Source organism: Longibacter salinarum, assembly GCF_002554795.1.
In the GTDB taxonomy this organism is placed as follows: Bacteria; Bacteroidota; Rhodothermia; order Rhodothermales; family Salinibacteraceae; genus Longibacter; species Longibacter salinarum.
Map to the genome: position 1 here is coordinate 831,646 of NZ_PDEQ01000001.1, position 15,978 is coordinate 847,623.

12 protein-coding genes are annotated in these 15,978 nt (G+C 58.2%); 3 read left to right on the forward strand and 9 right to left on the reverse strand.

Annotated elements, in window-relative coordinates:
* Positions 1-683 precede the first annotated feature (683 nt).
* Complete coding sequence (locus CRI94_RS03340) at positions 684-1,679, forward strand: threo-3-hydroxy-L-aspartate ammonia-lyase (protein WP_098074222.1); 996 nt, start codon at positions 684-686, stop codon at positions 1,677-1,679.
* A 49-nt stretch (positions 1,680-1,728) separates the two neighbouring features.
* Complete coding sequence (locus tag CRI94_RS03345) at positions 1,729-2,577, forward strand: TIGR02757 family protein (RefSeq protein ID WP_098074223.1); 849 nt, start codon at positions 1,729-1,731, stop codon at positions 2,575-2,577.
* On the opposite strand, the gene CRI94_RS03350 is transcribed toward CRI94_RS03345, so the two are convergent.
* From CRI94_RS03350 to CRI94_RS17605, 6 genes are all read right to left on the reverse strand, one after another.
* A complete protein-coding gene (locus CRI94_RS03350) occupies positions 2,502-3,047 on the reverse strand; it encodes a flavin reductase family protein (protein WP_098074224.1) in 546 nt (181 codons plus the stop codon). The two genes, CRI94_RS03345 and CRI94_RS03350, sit on opposite strands and share 76 nt — an antisense overlap.
* A 157-nt stretch (positions 3,048-3,204) precedes the next feature.
* The gene (gene dnaJ / locus CRI94_RS03355; RefSeq protein WP_098074225.1) at positions 3,205-4,344 is read right to left on the reverse strand and encodes a molecular chaperone DnaJ; all 1,140 of its coding nucleotides are present in this window, start codon (positions 4,342-4,344) and stop codon (positions 3,205-3,207) included.
* A 187-nt stretch (positions 4,345-4,531) separates the two neighbouring features.
* The gene (locus CRI94_RS03360) at positions 4,532-5,164 is read right to left on the reverse strand and encodes a nucleotide exchange factor GrpE (RefSeq protein WP_098074226.1); all 633 of its coding nucleotides are present in this window, start codon (positions 5,162-5,164) and stop codon (positions 4,532-4,534) included.
* 245 nt (positions 5,165-5,409) lie between these two features.
* Positions 5,410-6,585 carry a heat-inducible transcriptional repressor HrcA gene (gene hrcA, locus CRI94_RS03365; RefSeq protein WP_245846055.1) on the reverse strand — a complete coding sequence of 392 codons (1,176 nt, stop codon included), beginning with the start codon at positions 6,583-6,585 and terminating at the stop codon, positions 5,410-5,412.
* A gap of 267 nt (positions 6,586-6,852) precedes the next feature.
* Positions 6,853-7,092, reverse strand: a complete 240-nt coding sequence (locus CRI94_RS03370; protein WP_098074228.1) for a hypothetical protein — start codon at positions 7,090-7,092, stop codon at positions 6,853-6,855.
* Positions 7,093-7,598: 506 nt separating this feature from the next.
* A complete protein-coding gene (locus CRI94_RS17605; RefSeq protein ID WP_179862136.1) occupies positions 7,599-7,745 on the reverse strand; it encodes a hypothetical protein in 147 nt (48 codons plus the stop codon).
* An 861-nt stretch (positions 7,746-8,606) separates the two neighbouring features.
* Between CRI94_RS17605 and sppA the strand changes: the two genes are divergently transcribed.
* Positions 8,607-10,409: a signal peptide peptidase SppA gene (gene sppA / locus CRI94_RS03385; protein ID WP_098074231.1), complete on the forward strand. Its 1,803-nt coding sequence runs from the start codon at positions 8,607-8,609 to the stop codon at positions 10,407-10,409.
* Between the two features lie 470 nt (positions 10,410-10,879).
* Here the strand turns inward: sppA and CRI94_RS03390 are convergent, their stop codons facing one another.
* The 3 genes from CRI94_RS03390 to nth all read right to left on the reverse strand — a co-directional run bounded on the left by CRI94_RS03390 (position 10,880) and on the right by nth (position 15,759).
* A complete protein-coding gene (locus CRI94_RS03390; RefSeq protein WP_098074232.1) occupies positions 10,880-13,219 on the reverse strand; it encodes a DUF2339 domain-containing protein in 2,340 nt (779 codons plus the stop codon).
* Positions 13,220-13,266: 47 nt separating this feature from the next.
* Complete coding sequence (gene gpmI / locus CRI94_RS03395; protein WP_098074233.1) at positions 13,267-14,799, reverse strand: 2,3-bisphosphoglycerate-independent phosphoglycerate mutase; 1,533 nt, start codon at positions 14,797-14,799, stop codon at positions 13,267-13,269.
* A gap of 111 nt (positions 14,800-14,910) precedes the next feature.
* Positions 14,911-15,759 carry an endonuclease III gene (gene nth, locus CRI94_RS03400; RefSeq protein WP_098074234.1) on the reverse strand — a complete coding sequence of 283 codons (849 nt, stop codon included), beginning with the start codon at positions 15,757-15,759 and terminating at the stop codon, positions 14,911-14,913.
* Positions 15,760-15,978 lie beyond the last annotated feature (219 nt).

The following is a 15,978-nucleotide window of genomic DNA, read 5'->3' on the forward strand; positions in this document are numbered from 1 at the left end:
CCACGACTGAAGCCACAATCGAAACGCTTTGTAAGAAAACCCCCAGTAAGGTCGTACGGAAGCAGTGACGTTTCCGAAGGTAAATTCGACAAGAGACATGCCCATTACTCATCCAAAAACGTGGGCATGCTTATCGATTAGGAGCTGAGCCGCTCGAAAACAGTCCGAAACAGCCCGATTAACGGCAAGCTGCCGGAAGAATCTTCACGTCGTGCGCAAAGTGAATGATCAATACGTAACAATACGCAGTTCCAAAACACCGCCCAAGACGCCTCAATCGGCACTTTAACGACGAAAGTGTGAATATTAAGATTGTGTGGTTCATCCATAAAATTGACGATTATCATGATTCTAGCTAACTCGTAGACGAATACACTACGCCGAGCACAAATTATTTACTAACGTTAATTTAAGGTGCGACAAAGCGTGTCTGGGCCGGTGATTATGTAACACAGTGGGTAATTTCCTCCAATCTATATGCACCATCGATCAGGATCGGTCAACAAATATTACCCTTGCCTTAAATAGTAACTCCTCGAACCTAGCTGAAACGAGGAGACAGATTGACCGGAAAATAGAGGCACATGCCGGTAACCTGACCATATACTAGGTACATTCGTGGGCGCAAGCTGCGTCCTCAATTCGCCCCGCTTCGTCCCCTCCGAACCTTCTCCCCGATTCTCATGACTCCGTCGCCTCCCCCTTCAACATTGCCTGTTACGTATGACGATGTCTTGGCAGCGGCCGATCGGCTGAGAGGGGTGGCGCACCAAACACCTGTCGCGACGTCTCGCACGATCGATCGTAGAACGGACGCTCAGGTATTCTTCAAGTGCGAAAACCTGCAGCGCATCGGAGCCTTCAAATTTCGCGGCGCCTATAACGCCCTCTCCCAGCTGCCAGCTGACCTGAAGAAGCGTGGCGTTATCACGTACTCGTCCGGTAATCACGCACAGGCGGTCGCTCTGTCGGGACAGCTTCTCGGCATCGAGACGGTGATCGTCATGCCGGATAACGCTCCACGCGTAAAGCTGGAGGCGACACAAGGCTACGGAGCGGAAATCGTGACATACGACCCCGAGGAAACTGTTCGTGAGAGCCTCGGGCGGGAGATCGCCGACGAGCGAGGATTAACGCTCATTCCTCCCTACGACCACAAAGATGTGGTGGCCGGACAGGGAACGGTCGCAGATGAACTCTTCCAGCAGGTGGGCTCGCTGGATGCTCTCCTGGTCTGCGTCGGAGGCGGTGGCCTTCTCTCCGGCTGCGCAATCGCCGCAAAACATCATGACCCCGATTGCCAGGTGATCGGCGTCGAACCTGAAGCTGCGGATGATGCGGCTCGCTCCTTCCACTCCGGCACGCTCCACACGGTGCATAACCCGGACACCGTCGCTGACGGAGCACGCACCCCGCACCTGGGCGACGTCACCTTTCCTCTCGTCCGGGCTCATGCGGACGATATCGTCACCGTCCCCGATGCGGACATTGTCCGCGCCATGCACTTTGTATGGGAGCGGATGAAGCTGATTATCGAACCCACGGGCGCACTCGCCGCCTCCGCACTGCTTAATGGCACCGTCCCCGGTGACCAGCGACGGATCGGCGTCATCCTCAGCGGAGGAAACGTCGACCTTCAGCGGGCGACAGAGCTTTTCAACGCCTACGACGTCATCTAGACCTGCGCCCACACCCCCACCTCTCCTCCCCTGCAGTCCCTACTCTTTCATGGCCGCTGTGCCTTCCCAGCTCGCTGATCTGAAGTCTTACCTCGACTCGCTGGTCGACCGATACGAACGGCCCGAATTCATCCCAGACGATCCGATCTCCGTCCCGCATGCATTCGACGACCCTCGAGATCAGGAGGTGATTGGGCTCTACGCGGCGCTTCTCGCGTGGGGACGTCGAGAGACGGTTCTTAACAAGATGGAGGATCTCTGCGAACGGATGGACTTTCGCCCCTACGCCTTCGTCCGCGACTTCGATGCAGTACGAGACCGCGCCGCCCTCGATGGATTCGTCCATAGGACGTTTCAACCAATCGACGCCTTCTGGTTTACCAAAAACCTCAGTGCAGCCCTCGCTAGACATGAAACGGTCGAAGGCATTTTCGCGGACCACCTTGCTCCCTCGGCTGACCACGCCGGCCCCGCAATTCAGGGGTTCAGCACGACGATCATGAGCATGAATGACCGCACGCCGCAGCGCCTCCAGAAGCACCTGGCGCGACCAAACGCGGGAAGCGCATGCAAGCGCCTAAACATGTACCTCCGATGGATGGTGCGCCCCGGGCCAGTGGACCTGGGCATCTGGTCCCGAATTCAGCCTGAGCAACTTCTCTTGCCCCTCGACGTGCACGCCGGGCGGCAGGCCCGCGCCCTCGGGTTCGTCGAGCGGAAATCTAATGACTGGAAGGCCGTGCGCCGACTGACCTCGGCATGTCGCCTCCTCACTCCCGATGACCCGGCGCGCTACGACTTCGCTTTCTTCGGCGTCGGTGCTCACGACGATCCGCTCGCAGACGAGTTTACGGGGGGCAACAAACTGGACGTAAGCTCGCTACCAACGGATCGGTAGCTCGATTGGTAGTACAGCACGGCGCCATTATCCACGCCGTCGTGCAGGCCAACGACGTGACCGAGAAACAGGCTGTGGTCCGCTGCCGGCAAGACGGAATGTCGAGTACAGTTCAGGACGCTCGTCACGTCCTCAATGATCGGCGTCCCAAACTCGTTAATCTTGTGCGGTACGTTCTCAAATTGCTCCGCGCCAGTCAAATGAGGCTTTGCGAAATGATTCGCAAGGTGCACCTGTCCTTCCCCGATGATGTGGACGGCAAAATGGTCTGCCTCCGTCAGCAGTCGGTGCGATTCCGCCGTCTTCGTCACGTTGAATGAAATCAACGCCGGATCAAGCGATACGCTCGTGAACGAGCCAATGGTGATACCTCGTATTTCTTCACCATGGCTCACAGTCACGACGACAACAGGAGAAGGAAGCCGCCGCATCGTCAAACGAAAGGCCGTTGCATCGACCGGGTCAGTCATACTGGAGAGGGGAAACAGAAAGGATAGACCGCCGACGTGTCGAGCGCCAGCGCAAACAATTTGTATCAACGACACGAAGCCGACGCATCAGCATGGACGACAGATCCATTGACGTCGGCTTCGTTACGCTCCGGAAAGGACACGAGCGATCCGTGCGTCAGGAGAAAACGTCGCGGACGCGGCTGAAGAACGACTTCTCGGGCGGCCCGGGCTCCGGATCCGGCTGAAAGTTTTCGTGATCCGCAAGCTCTTCAAGCATTCTAAGTTCTTCTTCGTTGAGCTGTTGCGGGGTCCAGACGTGAACGCGAATCATCTGGTCACCGCGCTTATTACTGTTGAGATCCGGAATTCCGCGTTCTCGCATCCGAAGAATGCGTCCCGCTTGCGTTCCGGGATCCACTTGCAGGCGCGCTCTACCCTTCAGCGTCGGCACCTCGACCTCCGTCCCGAGCGCGGCCTCCGAAAACGAGAGGTATACATCTGTGTAAATGTCGAGGCCGTCCCGAACGAAGTCCTGATGCTCTTTCTCCTTGATCTCGATCCGGAGGTCACCGGTCAAGCCACCGCGAAGTCCCGCATTTCCGGCGTCGGACAGGGTGAGGAAGTTGCCCTCCATAACCCCCGGAGGCACGTTAATCGAAATCGTCTCCTCCCCTTCGACCCGGCCTTCACCACCACAATCGTCGCAGGGATTCTCAATAATGCGCCCTTCCCCGTTACACTCAGGGCAAGACTGCACATTCACAAACTGTCCGAAGACAGACTGCGAGACCTGACGGATCTCTCCCGTGCCGTCGCATTTCGGGCACATGATGTAGTTCTCTCCGTCCATCCCCCCTTCGGCACCCGTTCCATCACAGGTCTCACAGCCGATGAATTTGCGGACCTTAATATTCTTCTCGACGCCCTCGGCAATTTCTTCCAGCGTCAGCGGAAGCGTAATTCGAAGGTCGCTCCCCGGACGCCCTCGCGTCCGACGAGACCGCTGACCAAACCCGCCGCGGCCACCGAAGATGTCGTTGAACGCGCTGAAGATGTCGCTGATATCCTGGAATCCGCTGGCACCGCCGTTCTGGCCGAGCCCCGCGTGTCCGTAGCGGTCATACCGCTGACGCTTTTGCTGGTCGGAGAGAACGTCGTACGCTTCCGCAGCCTGTTTGAACTTCTTTTCTGCCTCGGGGTCATCCGGATTTCGATCCGGATGATATTGCATGGCCTTTTTGCGGTACGCCTTTTTGATCTCTTTCTCGGAGGCATCTTGTGCAACTCCGAGAATGTCGTAATAATCTTCCGGCATGAGGACGTGTGAAGTTCGGAGAACAGACCGGTGCCTCGGAATGAGGCCCCCGGCATCAGCGAAAGGGTGTTGAAGGGTACGCAATCAAAGCGTGTCGGGAGCGTGGCGCCGCCTTGTCCACGCCAAAGATCCTGCCAGACCGGCTTCAAACCGTGGTGGTCGGCGGCCGCTCAACACGAGGAGAAGGTTACGAAGCGACAATAACGCGGCTGTGGCGAATGACGCGGTCGCCCATCCGATAGCCCGGCTGCACCTCAGTCAGCACCGTACCCGGCTCGACGCCTTCAGGGGCCGGCTGCTGCATCATGGCTTCGTGCAGGGACTCATCAAACGGCTCCCCTTCGGCATCGATGCGTTCGACGCCAAGACTCTGGAGCTCGTCGACAAACTTGCGGTGGACCATCTCGACACCGTTGCGGAGCGAATCATAGGCGGCTTCTGCATCCTGCTTCTCCGCCAGTTCCTCGGACGCATCCATCGATCGTCCCATATCGTCGAGAACGCCCAGCATGGCCTTCACGACATCAACCTGCCCCGCACTGTAGCGGCGCGTGGTCTCCCGGTCCATGCGGCGACGAAAATTCTCGAACTCGGCGGCTTTCCGCAAATACTTCTCGTTGACCTCGTCCAGTTCGTTCTGCACGGAGGAAAGCTCCTGCTGGAGCTCTTCGATCCGCTCTGTGGCCTCTACGCTCAGGTCACCAGCTTCACCGGAGGCTTCCGGCTGCTCGCTCGACGCCTCCTCGGAAGGCGTTTGTGCCGCGTCGGCGGATTCGTTTTCCGCCGATTCATTTATTTCTGTCGATTCAGGTGTACTCACAGGAACGTTCGACGGACTGGTTAACAAAACATGATCGGAGCCGAGAGGCGACTCGGCGGGGTGGTATCCACCCGGAAGATTCCGTGCCGTAACTACACTCGCTTTCCGACGGTTCTCCCGGTTAAAGGTTCGCGGTGGAGAACCAGCAGACGCCGGCTACGACGAGCTGGGACTGCACTTCACACAATTCTTCTATACGAACACCCCGTGAGGGTGACTGCTCACCACGACCTATCCGCGACGCGCTATTCGTCCCCCGACGTGTCTGGAAGGCTTCCAGACTGGTCCATGATGGACTCAACATCCGTTATTTCTGCGCCAAGCGGCACATCAGATTCATCCCCCGAGGGCCGATTCACAACCGCCGCCATGCTCTCCACAAGAGCGACAACTCTCCAGTACTCCATGCGCGTCGGGCCGATTACGCCAAGCACACCGACCGTCCCGCCGAAACTGTAGGGCGACGTCACAATCGAGTAGGAATCCATATCCTCCAGTCCCTCGCTTCCGATCTTAATCGCCGCCTGTCCGATCGCATCGCTCTCGACGTCGAACACGGTCTCGAGCCACTCAACGACACGATCCTCGTCTTCGATTACTTCAATGAACCTGCGGACATCGTCGGGCTCCTGAAACTCGGGCTGCGTCAATATATTCTGCGTTCCACCAAGCCGCAGGCGAGCTTCGTTCGGTTCACTAAAGATCGGGTTCGAGCGATCCATAATAAACTGAACGACTCCCGTCGGATCGTCGATATCGCGGACACGCTCCTCGTGCGTTTCCCGGATTTCTTTCAGCGTCAATCCGGCCAGTCGCTCGTTCAGGATTGACACAACGCGGCTCAGCTCTGAACGGCGAAGATCCGACTCAAAGCCTAAAACGATCGTCTTCACGAGACCGCCGCTCACGCTGAGCACGAACATCAATCGACCGCCAGTGAGCGGCACGATGTCAAGTTGCTCGAGCGTGCCACTGGACATATTCGGCGTAAGCGCAACACCGAGCAGATTTGTAAGCTGGCTCAGAAGTCTCGTACTCTCCCTTAACAGCTCGTCGGTATCAGCCACCAAAGAGGCAAGCTGAATTGTGAGAGCGCGGCGCTCAGCAGGCGTCAGCTCTGGCGTGTCCATCAGGCTATCGACGAACGTTCGATAGCCAAGCTTGGTCGGCACACGACCGGCAGACGTATACGGATGTCCGAGATATCCCATGTCCTCCAGATCCGACATGGTATTGCGGATCGAGGCGGGACTCAGTCCGATGTCGAACTGCTTTGAAAGCGAACGCGACCCAACGGGACCCGCCGTGTCAACAAATTGCTTGACGACCAGGCCCAGGATGTCTTGCTCTCGCTCGCTAAGCTCCGGTCGGTCTTCGAATGATGTTGACGATGTATCGCGAGGGGAATTCGGATTACTCACGATCGCTCACAGGTTATGACTGGCTCTGCGAACTACGATCGAGGGCCGATCGCGGACACATTGGTCCATCAATCGACCCTCGTGATGCTATGTACTTGATAATTTTTGTCGGGTTTCGCCGCAACACAGCCATTTCCCTGCTTCAGACACGGCCTTCAAATCTCGCATGGTCAAATACGGGTAAACAGCGAAGATACAGGAATATAGCACGGTTGGACCGCGTGCGGAGAGACCACCTGGACGGTTCACCGTTCCTATGCGAAAAAACTACCGATCACGCCCCGTCCGACGATCCGCGCCGGCGTCTTGATCGGACCGCTCTCGCGCTGCAGAGCGCCCATCATCCAACCGCCGAAGTTCGGTCTCACGGTTAACCTCGATCGTCCGATCCTCCGTCTTGATGGTATCCGTACGCGTTCTTCGAACAGAGTGACCAACGGCTTCATCCTTCCTCTCGCGTCCGTTCTCGTTCCGGCCGGACGTCCGGGCACGGGACCGGACAGACATGTTATTGTCGTTAGCATCGGAGGTCTTCTGTTCGAATGTCTCATCTTTCGTTCGACCACGACGTTCACCTCCATGTTCGATCGCTCGCTCGGATCGGCGATTCCTGGCAGACAAGTCACGTCGATCTTGTCGTCTCCTTCTCACGTCAGGCCGCCGTCGATCGCGGTCTGGACGACGATTATGTTCCACGCGATGGTGAACGCCATATTTGTACCTCGACCCCGGCCTATGTGAGGATCTAGCGGACGTCGACCCGTGAAACGGGCTTCGGTAATCGAATGACCGGAACGCAGCATGACGATCATCAAAGATGCCGATGTCATCAGGCAGGAGCGGGATCGGTGCCAACCGCTGGTGTCGATGTGCGCGAATGAGGCGACTTCGGCGAATGGGCACGGCCTCTCCTCGCCGAAGACGAACAACGGCTGCACGGAGGACACGGGGTCGGTAATGCCCCCTCGACGGTTCGAGAGCGAGAATCTCATAGCCTCGTCGGGGCTTTCCGATCAAAGCAACGTCTCGATCCAGCGCAACTCGTCCGCCCCTCCAGATTCGGGCCCGCGTCCGACGAATACCTCGCGGGAGTCGATCGACTGTGCCCAGGTAGCGGCCACGACGATAGACATCAATGCCTTCGATGACGATGTCAACATGAGCTCGGCGCCAGGACGCACGTCTGGTCACATAGCGATAGCGCGTGTGGCCCTCGAACCTGCGTGCCCGCCGGTGTTGCCCTACGCGAATGACCTGCCGATATTCAAATCGTGGCTCGATCCGCGCACGATGCCACCGTCGCCACGGCCAGTCGCCAGCATTTTGCAACCTGTGTTTGGCGTCGGAGTCTGCCTGCACATATGCAGCATCTGATGCCACGGCTGATCCCGACCCGAATACCCAAAGCAGGGAAACCGTGCAAAAGAGAACCGTAACCAGAACGCGGCTCGGTACGTTCTCAAAACGGTTCGCGGAAGAAGCGGCCTTCGTCGTCAGTCTCAGCATAACGACCTGCAGGTTTTGGAGAGAGGCTGGGTCATCGAAATAGACGTCGTTCGTAATGCGCGGAACGACGACGCGCCCCATAGAAGCCCCGAAATCATGCCGTCCCCTTGCTAGTCCGCCGTCCATCGACCCGAACCCGCGTTCTGAGCCGATGAAGCCGTGTTCTTCTTACCAGAAGATCAGTCCGGTCTTGTTCAGCGTATTCTTTACTACACAGTCGAGTGTCTTCCAGGGTGGACACCATGGCACCTTGCGAGGCGATGAATGCCCGAAATGCTTGCACGAACTCACCGGGTTCGGAGAGTGGAGCTTTGCGTTGCGTTTGCTTCCAGGGCATCGGTGCGACGATTCTGTAGCAGATCGAACAGACACCAAAATCCACTGCGCCCCCGGAAACGTGTCGCCACGCATTGTGTGTAACCGTCGCGTCTTCTGGCCCGTGTTCTATGTAGGCTTCATCGCGTCACCCTGCGCAAGGGCTCTCTCTTCCCCGTTCACCCACTGACCGGTTTAACATGCGGTTTTTATCCACCTTAGCGGCGAGTGTCCTCGGCACTCTCATCGCCGTTGGGGCCCTCCTACTCTTCGTCTTCTTTTTCATCTTTGCTATCAGTCTGTCGGCGGATACAACGCCGCAGGTACAGCGCAGCACGATCCTCACTCTCGACATCCAGGGTCCCATCCCAGAACGGGTCTCGAAGGATCCGTTCACACGTGCGATTGCCGATCAGCCGAAGTACGACGTGAGTGATGTCCTCTCCGCACTTTCGAAAGCTGAGAAAGACGATCGGATCTCCGGCCTATGGATTCGCCTGAAGGGCACGCAGGCCTCATGGGCAACGCTGGAACAGATCCGAAATGCGATCACAGCATTCCGTGATAGCGGAAAACCAGTCATCGCTTCGAGCGGGGACTTCGGCATGATCGAGAAGGATTATTTCCTCGCGAGCGCAGCGGACAGCATATATGCGGGCCCGGTCACGGCATTCGAGTTCAACGGATTTTATCTCCCGCAGACGTTCTTCAAGGGGACGCTTGACAAACTGGGAATCGAACCCAAGGTCGTCCGCGCCGGACAATACAAGAGCGCCATTGAGACCTTCACGCGAAATGATCTGTCGGAGGAGAATGAGGAGCAGCTGCAGGCAATCATCGATACGCAGTACGACGTTTTCTTAAATGCTATCGCCGATTCCCGCTCGATCGACGAGCAACGGCTACGTGACATCGCGAGCACCGATGCTCCGATGGATGTTCGTCCAGCGAAAGACCTCGGGATGATTGACGATGTCCGATACACCGACGAGGTCGTGGATGTCCTGCGTGGAATCGTCGGCGTCTCCCCGTCGGACGATGTCCGGATGATGGGTATAGATGACTACGCGAGAGTGCCGAGCAGCGATGTCGGGCTGGAGACGACCGGTGACGGACGCGTCGCCGTCATCTACGGAACTGGACAGATCGTCCCGGGCGACGACGACGGAGGTGCCTTTGGCAGCTCCGGTATGATGGCGTCCGATCCGATCATCGAAGCTTTCGAAAATGCCCGCGAGAACGAGTCGATCAAGGCGATTGTCTTTCGCGTGGACTCACCCGGCGGCTCTGCGGCTGCCAGCGAAGCCATCTGGCGTGCCGTCAAGCGAACGAAGGAAGTAAAGCCCGTCATCGTATCTATGGGCAATCTGGCGGCATCAGGTGGTTATTATGTTGCCGCGCCGGCGGACACCATCGTCGCGAGCCCAAGCACGATCACGGGCTCGATCGGCGTATTCGGTCTCCTGTTTAACGTAGAGGGGCTCTTGACGGATAAGCTCGGCGTCGGCCTCGACAACGTCAGCACCAGCGATCTGGCGGATATGTACTCCCCGTTCTCGGACTTTTCGGAGCAGGAACGGACCCTCCTTGCCAGCTCCATCGACCGAACCTACCAGACGTTCCTCCAGCGTGTTGCAGAAGGACGCAAGATGTCGGTTGAAGCAGTGGATTCGGTCGCGCAGGGACGCGTCTGGACCGGACGTGATGCGCAGGAAGCGGGTCTCGTTGATGTCCTCGGCGGACTATCTGAAGCCGTTCGCATCGCGGGCGAAAAAGGCGGTCTCGGTGAGGGCCCGTACGCGGTGCAAACCCTTCCGCGACAGAAGACCTTCTTCGAGAAACTGAACGAAGATCTATCGAGTCAGGCAGCGCGCGTCTACTTCGATCAGACAGCGTCCGACCTCGAACGTCAGATGCAGGCAAAGCGTGACCGGATTCGATACTATCTCAGTCAGTCCGGGACGGTGCAGGCGGTACTGCCCTACGAGATTGACATCCAGTAATCGGATCCCGCCATCTGCATGACCTAGGACACGGGCCGCTCTCGCCGGAGCGGCCCGTTTTTTATTCTGCACATTCGCGGTGGACGTTATACCTTTTCGACTTTCAAAGGTCGGTGTCTCCAACGGCTTCGATTCGGCGGACGCACCACACCCTAGCAGAAGATCGTCTAAACGGATCCCGTTGAAAACTTGCTTGGCGGATGGATCTCAAAAACGCACGCTCGGTCGTTCCTGTCTAGTCGCAGGCCGGGCGGTGATCCGATGACACGTGTGCTATAGACACGGTGCGCGAAACAAACGAGGCGTGGTTGCGCAGGCGTCCCAAGGACCGACCGTCGGGTCGAGAGGTCCGTCCTTTGGATGGTCGAAGGCGGTCCGCCAAACAGGTTCTTAACCGGTTCTCTTCCCAACGCGCAGCCGCTGCGAGGACACGGCTTGGGCGACCCCGACGATATCATTCGGAAAACGTATTAGTTCTCCTCGTCGACTCGCACTCGATCCTCTTCCCCACTCGGCAACAGACCCGGTAGCAGGTATCCAGCAAGCAGCAGCACGATACCGAACCCAAGGAAGATGAAGATGCGAGCAGCCGGGGACAGAGCGGAGAGATCCAGGAGAAACAGTTTCGCTACGACGAGCAAGAGCGTCGCGAACCCGGCATACTGCACCTCTGAGCGATTGGACACCGTTCCGAAAATGATGCCGACCATCGCGGTCGCCCCCCATATCGACGATACGATTCCGGCCCCGCCTCCGAAGCCGTCAACCACGTGAGCGGTCCACACGAGCCACAGAACCAGTGTCCCAAGCCGGTAGACTGCCGCTACGACCTCGGGGCGACTCCATACCGCTACGCTGACGAACAGACCCACCACAGCGAACTGAACGATGGCCGTCTCGAGTGTCATCGTGCCCATACCCGATGCCCAGATCTCCGTCGCGAACGACATCGAGACGAGTAGAAAGAGCCCGTGGCTGACCCAACCGACCGTTCGTCGTACCGGAGACAGCACGGTTCCATTCACAAGCTTTGGAACGCGGGCGATCGCAAACAGCGTTGTCGCGTGCAGCGCCCAGATGAAGCGCGTCCAGGTCAGTGCGTGGCTTGGCTCGCCGATCATGTGCCACGTCCATGCTGCAAGAAGTGAATTGGCCCCAACGAAATAAACGCGTCGGACCGAACGAGACCGCACAAGAAATGCGCTACCGAACATCAGCACAGCGACAATTAAGCGACCCGTCATTGTCGAAAGGTCACTCTCTATGCGCGGGAGATCCACTTGAAACGACTCGACAGCGACGAGGAGGAAAAGGATGTGGCCAACCGTACGGAGCGCCCGAGGGGCCCCTCGGCGAGCGATCGCGAAATGTCCTGCCGCCTGAACAGCCAGGAGAACGGTGATGTATGGTCCGTCTACCGCTGTTCCAATAGACGCTGTCACAAGTAGAGACGCAAGCACGGCATAAACGGTACGTTCTAATTCGAGCGCCATTCGGCTCGCCCACTCGCTCCCCAGTGCGTACATGACTGCGAGGACAAGCATGAGGAAAGCAGCGGCCCCTTCGCCTAGATCCCAGTTCGCGACCGTTATAACCACAAACAGCGTCGGCGTGACCGTGGATGCAAAAATGATCCCGGTCTTCGTCCAGAGACTACGTGTCGTCTCCTCGGCTCCCTCCTCCGTGGTACGATTCTCAACCTGGGACTGGACCCACGCGGGCAATCGAGACATCCACCGTTCTCGTAGCGCACCAGCGCGTACAATTTGGTACGCGAGAGGAATCACGGCCGATGCTAGCCAGGCGGCAACCGCACTCACCTGAATTGACACCCGGTCCACGTCCGTGGCATCGCCGGTGCCGACGAACGAGAGCGTAGAGACCCACGCGACCAGCGTGACGAGCCACATGCCTCCGATGGAGGTGTACAGCATCGTAATCCAGCCGCGTAACCAAAAGAGCGACGTGGTCAAGACAAGCACGACGAGAGCGTACCCGACGAGACCCGGCACCGAACCGGCATCCGTGTAGAGCACGAAGGGCGTCGCGTAGGCGCCCAACGAGCCGATGACCGCCATGATCGGCTCCTCCTGCCGCACGGCCACCCCGAACGTCCCAAGGGTCACAATGACCATCAGGGCGAACGCCGCCGGGTAGCCAGCCAGGCCGTAGAGCTGATAGGCGCTGAAGATGGAAACGTAAAGCGTAGCAGAGCTCCCGCCCAGAAGGACTTGGCCGAACCGCGGGCGCTCGTCATACAGCCGAAGCCCAGCATACAGCAAGCTCACACCGAGTCCGCCGCCGAAGGCGATACGAATAATCGGGCCGAGCCAGTTCTGCTCCACCGCGTAGCGAAAAAGAAAGGCAAGGCCGAAAAGCAGTAGCGCGATTCCGATGCGGCTGAGCCAATCCTCTGTTGTCGCTCCGAGCACGGTCTTCAGCCACCCACCCGCACGGCCGGGGAGAGCGGTCCCCATCCGGCGGGACGACGTTGCCTCTCGCGAGCCGCCCTTGCCAAACCGATCGCTATCCGCACGTTCCGCCTCGGCTTCGCCCTCTACCGTCCGTGACGACCCACCGGTGGCGGATTCACTTGACTTGAGCTCGGCTGGAGACGTGGAGGCACGTCCCGCCTGTTCTTCCGATAGCACATCGTTCTCCGGTTCAGACGATGACGTGCGCGAGCCAATCTCACGTTCGATGCGGAGGACCGCGTCGAATAATTTGTCGACGCGTTGCTCCAACCGATCAACTCGGTCGCCGAGGTCCGGATTATCGTTCTTGCGCGGTGAGGTCTCGTCCGGTGGCACACTTTTATGCTTCGATTGCGGGTCACGTGCGATCGGGCGGCACCAGGCTAGAGGTCAACCAACACGTCGCCATCCATAGCCTCCGGCGCTTCGACACCGAGCATTGCCAGAATCGTCGGCGCGACATCTCCGAGCTTCCCGTCCCGTACCGGCCCCTGTACGTCGTCATGAATCACGATGTGCGGGACAAGTGACGTGGTATGCGCTGTGTGCGGGGACCCGTCCGGATTGCGCAGCTTGTCTGCGTTTCCATGGTCCGCGATGATGCTGACGGAGTATCCCTCCTCGCGGGCCGTATCGACGACCTCTCGTGCCGCCTCATCCACGGCCTCACACGCCTGCACCGCCGCTTCGAAATCACCCGTGTGGCCCACCATGTCCGGGTTCGCAAAGTTGAGAACGACGAGATTGTATGCCTCATCCCCAATCGCTGCGCACGTGCGTGCAGCGACTTCGGGCGCACTCATCTCGGGCTGCAGGTCATACGTCGCAACCTGTGGTGACGGAATCAGAAGCCGATCTTCTCCTAGAAAGGGCTCTTCTCGTCCCCCACTGAAGAAGTAGGTCACGTGTGCATACTTCTCCGTCTCAGCAACGCGCAGTTGCCGGCCTCCATTTCGGCTGATGACCTCCCCGAGGGTATCCTCAAGGTTCAGTTTATCGAATGCGACGGGTACATCGAAGTCATCGTCATACGGTGTCATCGTGGCGTAGTACAGATCGTCGATCGGCTCACGCTCGAAGCCGTCGAAGTCTGTCTCCGTGAAGGCACGCGTTAGCTGTCGCGCACGGTCTGCACGGAAGTTGAAGAAGATGATCGCGTCCCCGTCCTGTACGCGTCCACCTCCGTCAACATTCATCTTGACGGGCTCGACGAACTCGTCTGTGACGTCATCATCGTAGCTCGCCTGCAGGGCATCGACGGGATCATCAAATGCTTCTCCTTTGCCGTCGACCAGCAGGCGATACGCTTTCTCCGTTCGCTCCCACCGATTATCCCGATCCATTGCATAGTACCGTCCCACAATGGAGGCGATACGTCCAATACCGATCTCCTCAGCCTTCTCCTGAAACTCGCGCACGTAGCCGACGCCGCCGGTTGGGCTCGTATCACGCCCATCGGTAAAGGCATGAACATTCACGTCGTCGGAATCCACTCCCTGGTTCTGGGCGAGTTGAAGGAGGCCGTACACGTGCTCGAGCGTCGCATGCACGCCTCCATCGGAGAAGCATCCCATGAAGTGGAGGGCTCCACCGGTTTCCTTGACGTGATCCGTCGCGTCAACGAGCGCCTCGTTCTCGAAAAAGGATCCATCCTCGATCGCTTTCGAGATGCGTAGGATTTCCTGGTAGACGATACGACCAGCGCCGAGATTTGTATGCCCTACCTCCGAGTTACCCATTTGCCCTTCTGGAAGCCCGACGTCCGGACCGGACGCGCGGAGGATGCCGTTGGGAAAGCGCTCCATCGCGTCATCCATGAACGGCGTGTCCGCCGCATGAATTGCACTAACAGATGGGTCTTCGGCAAGACCCCATCCATCCAGAATAATCAGAATGTGCTTTTGGGTCCCGTCCATAAAATCAGAGTCGAATCGTGGTAAAAGGTGTATGCGTATTGACGCCACGTACCGCCATCACGGCGGCATTTGGCTACTGCGACATGTGCCCGGTCGGATCAGTACGGCACATCATCCATCTACTCGGTAATCCTTCGCCGTTTTGGTCGTTTCACCGGTTTGCGTCTTGAACACATTCATGGAGCCACAGCGTGGACATGCAACTTGCTCGACGTTATTCCGGTCGACGTGGACGGCCGGGTCGTCAAAATAGTGATCGCGCGTTTTGCAGTAGTACGTTCCTTTGTTCTTATCTAGCCCGTCGATCGGGTCTGGTAAGCGCTGCAGACGTTTGTTGTACTTGCAGACCTCAATCACCGGACAGGCACCGCACTCTGGGCTTCGCGCGGTACACGTATAGCGGCCATGTAGAATTAGGAGGTGATGTGCGACGCCCCAGTCCTCCTTCGGAATGACTCGCTTGAGCTGCCTCTCAACCTTCGCCGGCGTGTCTGCACCCTCTTTGACAAGACCGATCCGGTTCGACACGCGGAATACGTGCGTATCCACCGGAAGCGCGTCTACATCATACGCAACGTTGGCGACAACCTGAGCGGTTTTTCGTCCCACGCCGGTCAGCGTCTGCAGCTTGGAGACAGACTGCGGAATCTCACCCCCAAAATTCTCGACGACCTGCCGCCCCATCTTGGCGAGATACTTCGCCTTATTATTTGGAAAGGTAACCGATGCGATATACGGATGAATCTCCTCCGGATCGGCCTCTGCAAGATCGTGAACGGTCGGAAAGGCTTCGAAGAGATCCGGCGTCACCTTGTTGACGCGGGCATCCGTGCATTGCGCCGACAGGATGACGGCCACGAGCAGTTCGTACGGATTTCCGTGATCGAGTTCGGTTTCAGGTGTGTCAATCGTCGACTTCAGTTGATCCAGCGTAAACTTCGCGCGCTGTCTGCGTCCCATGCGGTGAGATCGTGGCAAGCGGATGAAAGAAACGGGGGCAAAACGGAGATGGCGCCGTCCGGGCGTTTTCAACTGAACCTCTGCGCGTGATTGCTCGTCTACACACGACACGGAGAGCGGAGGCACACGCGCTCGGTGAGACCGAGTCGGACCAAGCTCCAATTGCGTTTCTGTGTATGCGCCCCCTCGCCCACGGTTCGTCCCTTTTCTGAAAACAAC

Bases quoted from the DNA above. Each gene is read 5' to 3' on its own strand.
- CRI94_RS03345 (WP_098074223.1), top strand. From the start codon at position 1,729: ATGGCCGCTGTGCCTTCCCAGCTCGCTGATCTGAAGTCTTACCTCGAC.
- CRI94_RS17605 (WP_179862136.1), bottom strand. From the start codon at position 7,745: ATGTTGACATCGTCATCGAAGGCATTGATGTCTATCGTCGTGGCCGCT.
- sppA (WP_098074231.1), top strand. From the start codon at position 8,607: ATGCGGTTTTTATCCACCTTAGCGGCGAGTGTCCTCGGCACTCTCATC.
- dnaJ (WP_098074225.1), bottom strand. From the start codon at position 4,344: ATGCCGGAAGATTATTACGACATTCTCGGAGTTGCACAAGATGCCTCC.
- CRI94_RS03350 (WP_098074224.1), bottom strand. From the start codon at position 3,047: ATGACTGACCCGGTCGATGCAACGGCCTTTCGTTTGACGATGCGGCGG.
- nth (WP_098074234.1), bottom strand. From the start codon at position 15,759: ATGGGACGCAGACAGCGCGCGAAGTTTACGCTGGATCAACTGAAGTCG.
- CRI94_RS03370 (WP_098074228.1), bottom strand. From the start codon at position 7,092: ATGTCTGTCCGGTCCCGTGCCCGGACGTCCGGCCGGAACGAGAACGGA.
- gpmI (WP_098074233.1), bottom strand. From the start codon at position 14,799: ATGGACGGGACCCAAAAGCACATTCTGATTATTCTGGATGGATGGGGT.
- CRI94_RS03340 (WP_098074222.1), top strand. From the start codon at position 684: ATGACTCCGTCGCCTCCCCCTTCAACATTGCCTGTTACGTATGACGAT.